Source organism: Candidatus Sysuiplasma acidicola (genome assembly GCA_019721035.1).
Classification (GTDB): domain Archaea; phylum Thermoplasmatota; class Thermoplasmata; order Sysuiplasmatales; family Sysuiplasmataceae; genus Sysuiplasma; species Sysuiplasma acidicola.
The window spans coordinates 44,609-51,665 of sequence record JAHEAA010000015.1 but is presented as its reverse complement, the minus strand read 5'-3'; the positions used below and the strand labels follow the sequence as shown (position 1 = coordinate 51,665).

8 protein-coding genes and 1 tRNA gene are annotated in these 7,057 nt (G+C 51.1%); 7 read left to right on the top strand and 2 right to left on the bottom strand.

The window, feature by feature from the left end; all coding sequences use genetic code 11:
• Positions 1-219 (bottom strand): hypothetical protein (locus tag KIS30_07605; protein ID MBX8646604.1); only part of this gene is annotated, 219 nt, incomplete at its 3' end.
• A 61-nt stretch (positions 220-280) separates the two neighbouring features.
• Positions 281-354 (bottom strand) — tRNA-Pro (locus KIS30_07600).
• Positions 355-556: 202 nt separating this feature from the next.
• On the opposite strand from KIS30_07600, the gene msrA reads away from it, so the two are divergent.
• From msrA to hutH, 7 genes are all read left to right on the top strand, one after another.
• Positions 557-1,141, top strand: coding sequence for a peptide-methionine (S)-S-oxide reductase MsrA (gene msrA / locus KIS30_07595; protein ID MBX8646603.1), 585 nt, complete (start codon positions 557-559; stop codon positions 1,139-1,141).
• Between the two features lie 83 nt (positions 1,142-1,224).
• Positions 1,225-1,920: a helix-turn-helix domain-containing protein gene (locus KIS30_07590; GenBank protein MBX8646602.1), complete on the top strand. Its 696-nt coding sequence runs from the start codon at positions 1,225-1,227 to the stop codon at positions 1,918-1,920.
• Complete coding sequence (locus KIS30_07585) at positions 1,920-2,987, top strand: hydroxymethylglutaryl-CoA synthase (GenBank protein ID MBX8646601.1); 1,068 nt, start codon at positions 1,920-1,922, stop codon at positions 2,985-2,987. The genes KIS30_07590 and KIS30_07585 overlap by 1 nt, the downstream gene beginning before the upstream one ends.
• Before the next feature lie 2 nt (positions 2,988-2,989).
• On the top strand, positions 2,990-4,156 hold the full coding sequence (locus tag KIS30_07580; protein ID MBX8646600.1) for a thiolase domain-containing protein: 1,167 nt from the start codon (positions 2,990-2,992) through the stop codon (positions 4,154-4,156).
• Between the two features lie 2 nt (positions 4,157-4,158).
• Entirely contained in the window at positions 4,159-4,560 is a 402-nt protein-coding gene (locus KIS30_07575) for a Zn-ribbon domain-containing OB-fold protein (GenBank protein MBX8646599.1), read from the top strand.
• A 155-nt stretch (positions 4,561-4,715) separates the two neighbouring features.
• Positions 4,716-5,477, top strand: a complete 762-nt coding sequence (locus tag KIS30_07570) for a methyltransferase domain-containing protein (GenBank protein MBX8646598.1) — start codon at positions 4,716-4,718, stop codon at positions 5,475-5,477.
• An 83-nt stretch (positions 5,478-5,560) separates the two neighbouring features.
• Positions 5,561-7,054 (top strand): histidine ammonia-lyase, encoded by a 1,494-nt coding sequence (gene hutH / locus KIS30_07565; GenBank protein MBX8646597.1) that lies wholly within the window; start codon positions 5,561-5,563, stop codon positions 7,052-7,054.
• Positions 7,055-7,057 lie beyond the last annotated feature (3 nt).

The following is a 7,057-nucleotide window of genomic DNA, read 5'->3' as shown; positions in this document are numbered from 1 at the left end:
CACATAGTCCTGAACGATATCTTCCATTTTCTTTCTGGGCTGCTTTATGAATTGCTTTGCGGTCATGTCCGTTGTGTTCAGAAAGCGCCCCAGGCAGCGTAGATATATGTCCCCTGTAATCACCGAATTCTTTCCAACGTTGGAATGCCATCGTCTGACATCATCATCCTGCAGCATCTCGTTGTAGAGATCTTTATCGTGGGTTATTTTGCGTGACATGATATAGGTATAAGTCTTAATCGTACTTAAATTGTTCTATGATTTATACCATACGCTGGTATGGGTCCGCCCGGATTTGAACCGGAATCTATAGGTCCCGAACCTACAAGGATAACCAAGTTACCCCACGGACCCGCGGGACAAAAAACGCAGAAAGAGTTTCATCATAAGTACTTTTGCGAATGTTTGAAGGGGCCAAAAAGTCTGCGTGGCGCTGCCTGGCAACGTTATTCAATTGTGATAAGCGTCCAAATGCACATTGAGTCGTGTGTTGTTGGCCATCCGCGGGCAAGAGGATTTAATCCTGTTGGCAATATCAAGAACGGTGAGTACCTACATGGAAGCGAATGAGACCGGCACTTCAGAGTTCAGTGAGAAAAAAGTCTACGAGAAGGCTGTGTTTGGCGGTGGTTGCTTCTGGTGCGTTGAGGCAGTATTCTCAGAAGTTGCCGGTGTGAATTCCGTGGTGTGCGGATATGCCGGGGGAACGGTACCAAATCCGTCCTATGAGCTGGTATGCAGCGGCACGACAGGACATGCCGAGGTCGTTCGGATAACATATGACCCGGCCACGATAAGTTACAGAGACCTTCTGAAGATATTCTTTTCAATCCATGATCCGACTACACCAAATCAGCAGGGCGTCGATTACGGCAGCCAGTACAGATCAGTCATACTCTATGACAGGATGGAATTCAAGAGCATGGCAGAAGAAGTTATCAGGGAACTTGAGAGGGAAAGGGTTTTCAGCGACCCCATAGTGACAGAAGTTGTTCCGCTTGGCCCATTTTACAGTGCCGAGGATTACCATCAGCATTATTTCCGCAAGAATCTGGACAAACCTTACTGCAGAATTGTCATTAACCCGAAACTGTCCAAATTCAGAAAACAGCATGTAAGTGCACTGCGGAAAACGGCTTAGGTCGCAGCAATGGCCATATAACTTCGTCAATCAACGGAGTTCGAATCGTCATTATTAAATAACCATCGCAGCAATCGGGCTGCATGCATAGCGCACTGATGGAGAAAATAGCAGGAGAAATAGTGCTATCTTCAGAACCCGGTCGCACGATGCGCAAATGGAGAGAGGAATTTCATCTGAGTCAACTGGACATTTCCAGGGAACTCAGAGTTTCACCATCAGTTGTGAGCGATTACGAGTCGGGAAGAAGAAAATCGCCGGGAGTGTCAGTGGTAAGGCGTTATGTGGATGCAATGATAAATCTGGAAATACTGAACGGCGGAAAGCTCTTAAAACGGTTCGACACCGAAACGCGTCCGGATTATTTGCTGAGTATGAGGGAGTTTTCTGGTTCCGTATCGCTTCAGGATCTCATGCTTGCGATAGAAGCGGAAAATCTTTCCAGAGACGTGAGCACTGACAGATATCTTCATGGATACACGATGCTCGACAGCATAAAGGCAATAACATCATTGAGCGCTGCCGATTACATCAAGGTATTCGGATGGAGCAGTCAGCGCGCGCTGATTTTTACCAGCGTGAAGTACGGCAGATCGCCGATGATTGCCGTCCGCGCTCACCCGATGAAGCCGGCTGCTGTAGTGTATCACAAGCCAGAGAACATAGACAGGCTTGCGATATTACTAGCGAGACTAGAGAATATTCCGTTGCTGACAAGCGATATGGATGTGGACAGAATGATAGAGGTTCTTGAAAAATTTGGAGAGGACAAACGATGATGAGCGCATCTGGAGATAAGAACGTCGGAATAGTGTCATATGGTGCCTATGTGCCCAGATTCAGAATAACGCCTGAGGAGATTGCGAGGATTTGGGGGGAGGATGGCGAAGCCGTCAAGAAGGGATTGATGATATACAGTAAATCGGTCCCGTATCCGGATGAAGATGTCATCACCATTTCTGTTGAAGCGGCGAGGAATGCGCTCGCCCGTTCCGAAGTAAATCCGGAGGACATAGGGGCAGTATATGTTGGAAGCGAGTCTCACCCTTATGCCGTTAAACCATCCGGTACAATTGTCGCTGAGGCAATAGGAACATCTCACTTCATCACTGTCGCGGATTATGAATTTGCATGCAAGGCAGGGACGGCAGCGATGCAGACCAGCATGGGCCTTGTCTCTTCAGGCATGATGAAATATTCACTTGCAATCGGTTCTGACACATCGCAGGGGGCCCCCGGTGATGCGCTCGAATATTCAGCATCCGCAGGAGGAGCCGCCTATATCATCGGAACAGACCATCTGATTGCCAGAATAAACAGAACAATTTCATTCACATCCGATACACCGGATTTCTGGAGGAGAGAAGGACAGCCATATCCGAGTCACGGCGGGAGGTTCACAGGTGAGCCGGCGTATTTCAGACACGTCGGAATGTGCGCGAAGGAGCTTATGAAACAAGTGGGCACTTCGCCTTCAGATTATGATTATGCCGTGTTTCACCAGCCGAATGGGAAGTTCCCGTCCAGAGTTGCACAGATGCTGGGTTTCAAGAAGGAGCAATATGAAACAGGACTCATGACACCGTACATTGGGAACACATATTCTGCATCCATGATGATCGGACTTGCGGCCATACTGGATGAAGCCGGAGCCGGAGACAGGATACTATGTGTTGCCTTTGGTTCTGGCGCGGGAAGCGATGGGTTCGACATAACAGTGACCGACGGCATTGATACATTTAACAAAAAGGCAGCACCGACGGTTAAGGAGCTTGTGGCAAAAACCGAAAAACTCGACTATGGCACATATGCCAAGTTCAAAGGCAAGATTGCGATGAAGGAATAACAATGAGAGACGTTGCAGTAATCGGCATTGGCGATACCAGATTTGGCGAGCTTTGGGAACACTCACTGAGAGATATAGGTATGCAGGCGGGGATAATGGCTGTCGGCGACGCCAATATCGTCGGGGAACAGCTTGATGCCCTTTACATAGGCAATATGGCCGCAGGCAGCCTCATTGATCAGGAACATCTGGGGGCAATGGTTGCGGACTATTCGGGTCTTTCACAGCTTCACCTGCCGGCAGTGAGAATCGAGGCAGCGGGAGCCTCGGGCGGAATGGCACTGAGGGAAGGATACATGGCGGTGGCGTCCGGAATGCACGATTTCGTCATGGTAGCGGGAGCCGAGAAAATGACGGACGTCGGTGATGATGAGATACCCAGAATTCAGATGGCCGGCGGTGACCAGCAATGGGAGGGACTCGCCGGCGCAACAATGGCCAGCCTGCATGCAATGATTGCGAGAAGGCACATGCATGAATTCGGTACAACGAGGGAGCAGATAGCGAGCGTGGCTGTGAAAAACCACAGAAATGGTGCCCTGAATCCGATGGCTCAGTTCCAGAAGGCGATTGACATCGACGTTGTGCTTAATGCGCCGAAGGTTGCCGATCCGCTCGGCGTCTTTGACTGCGCCCCAATTTCGGATGGAGCCGCTGCAGTGATACTCGCGCCTCTCGAAATCGCCAGGAAATATACAGACGAACCCGTAGTCATAGCTGCATCGTCTGCCGCAACGGACACGCTTGCTTTGCATCACAGGAGCAGTATAACGCGATTTGATTCGGTAAAGGTGGCATCAGCCAAGGCATACAGATACGCGGGCGTGTCGCCGAAAGACATCAAAATTGCCGAAATACACGACTCATATACGATATCCGAAATACTCAACATCGAAGATCTAGGTTTCTTTGAGAAGGGAAAGGGAGGGGCCGCGACAATGGAAGGGATGACTGAGATAAACGGCGTCGTTTCTGTCAATACTTCGGGAGGGCTCAAGTCTCGAGGAGATCCCATGGGAGCAACCGGCATAGCGCAGGCCGTTGAGATTGTAAGACAGCTGAGAGGCAAGGGAGAAAAGAGACAGGTCAGTAACGCCGAATACGGACTTACACTGAATGTCGGCGGAACAGGTGCAACTTCTGTCGTTCACATACTGAGGAGGGCGTGAATATGTCCAATCCAAGATACTGGCGTGAGAATCCAAGCAGATACACGCTGCTCGGTTCCTCCTGCGGAAACTGCAATGAAACGTTCTTTCCGCCAAGGGCCATCTGTCCGAAATGCAGACGGAAGAGCGTTGGAAAGATTACACCGCGCAAACTCTCGGGGAAAGGCAAGGTTTACTCCTACACGCTGGTTCACGAACCGATGCCGGACTTTACGCTCATGCGTCCGTACATTATGGCCATAGTGGAGATGGAAGAAGGAGTGAGAGTCACGTCGCAGATCGTTGACTGCAGGGAAGAGGACGTCAGGATAGGGATGAAGGTGGAAGCAATATTCAGAAGACTTGGTGAGGAAGGCAGCGCTGGCATAATCCGCTATGGTTACAAGTTCAGGCCTGCCGTGTGAAACTTTGCTTCAGCTGCAGCTGCACATTTCCGAACGCTCATGATGATTGCCAGTGTGAGAAGGAAACATTGCTCGCCTGAATTGCCCAGTCCGGCACAGCTAGGCACATCTATATCGTATTCAAACAATGCCAACCACACAAAGGTGCCGAAAAAATGTCAGAAAGAGAGAGCGTTAATGAATTCTTCAGCAGAAATGCAGAGAAGTACGCGCAGAGCACGTCACACGCCAGGGGAAAAGATCTGGATATCATGATTTCCCTGCTCAAACCGGAAAAGAAGATGAAGGCACTGGATGTCGCAACAGGAACCGGGTTCACGGCAGTTGAGTTATCCGATTCGGTGGGTGAGGTCTTTGCGACCGACAGGACACACAATATGCTGGATCAGGCACGGAAACTGTCGGAGAAGCGTGGCGCTGCCAACACGCACTTCATTCTGAGCGATGCCACAGCGCTTCCTTTCAGAGACGCATACTTCGACATCATAACATGCAGAAGAGCGGCACACCACTTCAGGAACAAGGATGCATTTCTGAAGGAAGTGCACAGGAGTCTGTCGCCGGAGGGGCTGTTTGCACTCGTGGACATGGTCGCACCCGAAGGATTCAAGGACATGTACAATGAGTTTGAGAGAGCCAGGGACAGCAGTCACGAAGAGGCGGAAACATTCAACGGCTGGAAGCAGCTCATCGAATCGCATGGATTTGAGCTATCAAGCGGCAATGTGGAGGGTGAGCGCATTCCGTTCGAGAAGTGGCTGTATCCGGTGGAGATGGATACAGAGGAAGGCAGGAAGAGCCGGCTGTTCCTTTCAACTGCAGGAGATCGATTCGGTGAAGCCATATCCTACGATGCCGGCAGCGATGCCTTAGTGAAGCGGCGGACGATAATCATCGCACGCAGACGCCGACTCTAACTGTGTGTCCTGCATCGCGAACGGATGGTGTCGGGAAGATTAATCCGGAAACAATAAAATAATAAGCAGGAAATCTGAAAAGTGTGACAAAGTTGAATTCCGTCAGGCTGGATGGTTGTTCGCTCACGGTTGAAGATCTCGTAAACGTTGCCCGCAACGGATCGCGGATAATCGTTGACAGCAGGGCCATGAAGGGCGTTGAGCGATCCAGGAAACTGCTCGAAAAACTCATCAGGAACGGCTCTACGATATATGGTGTCAATACAGGTTTCGGAGAACTCTGCAACAGGAGAATAGACGGAAAGAATGCATCTGAACTACAGGAAAATCTTGTGCGCAGCACATGCGCCGGCACCGGCGCACCGCTTTCAATTGAGGAAACAAGGGCAATAATGCTGTTGAGGCTGAACACACTGGTCAGGGGATATTCAGGCGTCAGGATGGAGTTGATTGAGCTTCTAAAGGATATGATCAATGCACGAGTGCATCCTGTGATACCCTCCAGAGGGTCCGTCGGTGCAAGCGGCGATCTCGCGCCGCTGGCTCATATGGCGGCAGTCATGATTGGAGAGGGATACGCATTTGATGGCGACAAAATTGTGCCCGGAGCGGATGCGCTGAAGAAGAAGGGGCTCAGGAGCATATCGCTGAAGGAGAAGGAAGGGCTTGCGCTGATTAACGGGACGCAATTCATGACCGGGCTGGGCGCACTCGCTATCTATGACACGGGGAAACTGCTGGAGCAGGCAGTCACAGTGTTTGCAATGAGTCTTGATGCCCTGGGGGGCAACACTGCGCAGTTTGATCCAAGGATCATGAAGTTAAGGCCTCACGCCGGAATGGCCTACATCGCAGAGCGTGTTAACAGCGCATATGTCGGTGGAGCGCGTGCAGGCACTTCGGGCGTGCAGGACCCGTACACGCTCAGGTGTGCGCCGCAGGTTCTGGGTCCCCTGAAGGACATGCTTGATTACTGCCGCAGCACTGTGACGATCGAAATGAATTCGACTACGGACAATCCGATAGTGCTGCCTGATGACGGTCAGGTCATATCCGCAGGCAACTTTCACGGACAGCCGATAGCAGTCGCACTGGACAGCCTGTGCATCCCGTTGCTTGCAATGATGTCCTTTTCCGAGAGGAGGACCGCCAGGCTGATAGATTCGAAACTCAGCGGCTTGAAACCTTTCCTTGCTGACAGACCGGGACTGCAGTCTGGTTATATGGTTCCGCAGTACACGGCAGCAGCACTTGTTTCGGAGGGAAAAATCCTGTGCCACCCGTCCTCCTCCGATTCCATTCCAACGTCCGCGAATCAGGAGGATTTTGTGAGTATGGGAGCCTATTCCGCGATAAAATTGAGACAGATGGTCGGGTATGCATTCACTGTCGTTGGCATAGAGGCAATGTGCGCGGCACGTGCGCTGGACCTCGCCGGAGGACCATCTTCGTCCGCCATCAGAGAGGCGCACGCACGCGTCAGGAGACATGTGCGCGGATATGACGGGGACAGAGTGCTGTCTGAAGACATAGAAGCATGTGCGGACATGCTGAAGAATGGTTCACTCCTGCGCTGAATG

What these genes read in the sequence shown, in the direction of transcription:
- msrA (MBX8646603.1), top strand. Translation starts at nt 557, where the DNA reads ATGGAAGCGAATGAGACCGGCACTTCAGAGTTCAGTGAGAAAAAAGTC.
- KIS30_07590 (MBX8646602.1), top strand. Translation starts at nt 1,225, where the DNA reads ATGCATAGCGCACTGATGGAGAAAATAGCAGGAGAAATAGTGCTATCT.
- KIS30_07585 (MBX8646601.1), top strand. Translation starts at nt 1,920, where the DNA reads ATGAGCGCATCTGGAGATAAGAACGTCGGAATAGTGTCATATGGTGCC.
- KIS30_07580 (MBX8646600.1), top strand. Translation starts at nt 2,990, where the DNA reads ATGAGAGACGTTGCAGTAATCGGCATTGGCGATACCAGATTTGGCGAG.
- KIS30_07575 (MBX8646599.1), top strand. Translation starts at nt 4,159, where the DNA reads ATGTCCAATCCAAGATACTGGCGTGAGAATCCAAGCAGATACACGCTG.
- KIS30_07570 (MBX8646598.1), top strand. Translation starts at nt 4,716, where the DNA reads ATGTCAGAAAGAGAGAGCGTTAATGAATTCTTCAGCAGAAATGCAGAG.